Annotated in this window: 1 protein-coding gene; it reads left to right on the top strand. The window is 31.9% G+C overall.

The window, feature by feature from the left end; translation table 11 throughout:
• Positions 1-265 precede the first annotated feature (265 nt).
• Entirely contained in the window at positions 266-2530 is a 2265-nt protein-coding gene (locus Q0370_RS01085) for a bifunctional (p)ppGpp synthetase/guanosine-3',5'-bis(diphosphate) 3'-pyrophosphohydrolase (protein WP_299570935.1), read from the top strand.
• Positions 2531-2597 lie beyond the last annotated feature (67 nt).

Raw genomic sequence — 2597 nt, 5'->3', positions numbered from 1 at the left:
GGGATAGGTGCTTCCATTGTTTTTCCTCCTAAAAGTTAATTTTTTGTTTATGTTATCATTTTTTTGATTAGATAAAAATTAGAATAATCTTTTTAAAATAATTTATTTTAAATAATTTAGAATCCCAAAACAAAAATAATTAACAATATTCACACTTTATAATAGATTTTTTTTAAAATGTATAGTAAAATAATTTTAAGAAAAAGTGATTGGATAAAATAAGATAAAATGGATTTTATTTGATACTGAGAGGATGAGATGCGAGATGGATGAGAAAAAAGTGTTAAAAAATGACTGGAAAATGACAGATGATGAGATTGAAGATATGAAAATGCCGGAGATTGTTAATAAAAGTTATGATGAGCTGTATAAGCAGCTGGCAGACAGGATTAAGGAAAATAATCTAGATGTGGATATGGATAAAGTGGCAGAGGCTTTTACTCTTGCTTACGAGTCACATGTGGGACAGAAGAGAAAAAGCGGAGAGGATTATATTTTGCATCCTGTGGAAGTAGCAGAAATACTCGCTGATATGAGAATGGATACAGATACGATTGTGGCAGGGCTTCTTCATGATGTAGTTGAGGATACGCTTATAACACTCGCAGATATTGAGTACAATTTTGGAGAAGATGTAAAAAAACTTGTAGATGGAGTTACTAAACTTAGGAATTTACCAAGAACGGATAGTAAAAAGCTGGAGAATATACGAAAAATGGTAGTTGCAATGTCGGAAGATATTCGGGTTGTAATTATAAAACTTGCAGATAGACTTCATAATATGCGAACATTAAAATATATGAAGCCTGAAAAACAGCAGGAAAAGTCAAAAGAAACCATTGAAATTTACGCACCAATCGCACATAGAATAGGGATGGCAAAGATAAAATGGGAATTGGAAGATATTAGTTTTAGATTTTTATATCCAAAAGATTATTACGAGATTAAGGAGCTTATAAATTCCAAAAGGAAGGAACGTGAAGAATATACAGCAAATTTTATTGAAAAAATTCAAGCAGAACTTGAAAAAAATCATATAAAGGGAGAAGTTACAGGACGCCCAAAGCATTTATACAGCATTTATCGTAAAATGAATGAAAAGGAAAAAAGATTTGTGGATTTGAATGACTTGATTGCGATAAGAATTATTGTTGAGAAAAAAAATGAGTGCTATAATGTGCTTGGAATAATTCACGATTTATTCATTCCAGTATTTAAGCGTTTCAAGGACTATATTTCCCAGCCAAAGCCAAACGGCTACCAATCCATTCATACAACTGTAAAAGGGCCTAATGACCAAAATGTGGAAATTCAGATTAGAACTCAAGAAATGCATGAAATAGCAGAAGAAGGGGTTGCTGCACATTGGAAATATAAAGAAAAAAAATCTAAGTCTAAAAATGAAAAATTTTATGCAGATGCAAAAAAATTGACTGATTCTGTTCAAAGCAAATCGGATGAGAAGGAACAAAAGGGATTTGCACAGGAAGTTACAGGAGATGTCTTAAAACAGACGATATTTGTATTCACACCAAAAGATGATGTAATGGAAATGCCTAGAAATTCAACAGCACTTGATTTCGCATTCCAAGTTCATACGCAAATTGGATACAGAACGATTGGAGCAAAGGTAAACGGAAGAATTACACAGCTAAATCAGGTACTTAAAAATGGAGATAAAGTCGAAGTCATGACTTCCAAAAATGTTAATAAAGGTCCTGGAAAAGACTGGATTGAAATGGTAAACAATCACAGTTCCCGTGTGAAAATCCGAAAATGGTTTAAAGATAAGGAATTTGAAGAAAAATCAAAGGAAGGGGAACAAATTCTAGAAAAGGAATTTGAGCAGATTGGACTAAAACTGAAGGATATGCTTGAAGATGAACGTGTTTTCCTTTATATGAAAAAATTTAATGTACCTGATACAAAAACATTATTTTACAGATTTGCTATTGGAGATTTGTCGCTTGACGGATTTATGAACAAATTTGAGAAAAAAGAAGAAAAGGCTCTTGAAAAAGTGCTTGAGGAAGAAACAGAAAAAGCAAATAAACAAAAAGGGAAAAATAATGGTGGAGTCAAAATATCTGGAACTGAGAATACGATGTACCGCTTTGCAAAATGCTGTAGTCCGCTTCCTGGAGATGAAATACGAGGCTACGTAACAAGAGGACGTGGGATAGCAATACACCGCTCAGATTGTCAAAATTTCATATCCCTTATGGAAAAGGAGCCTGAAAGGGAAATTGATGTTTACTGGGATGAATCTGCAATGTCTGCCAATACAACATATGAATTTAATTTTACAATAAAAGCTTCAGATAGAAACGGACTTCTTCTTGACATTATTAGAATTCTAAACGAATACAAAATGAATCTTTTAAATGTAAATACAAATACTTTTAAGGAAAATGGGAATAAAAGAATACTTATACATTTAAGAATAACAATAAGAAGCCGTGAAGATTTTGATAGATTGGCAAATAATTTGAAATCAATGTCAGAAGTGATAGATATAATCAAAAAATAGTAAGTGAAAGGCTAAAAAGGGGGAGTTATAAATGGAATTAAAAATAATAATCGCAATAATTATACTA

The organism is uncultured Leptotrichia sp. (genome assembly GCF_938036635.1).
Taxonomy (GTDB): Bacteria; Fusobacteriota; Fusobacteriia; order Fusobacteriales; family Leptotrichiaceae; genus Leptotrichia; species Leptotrichia hongkongensis.
This window is presented reverse-complemented; position numbering and strand designations above follow the sequence as displayed.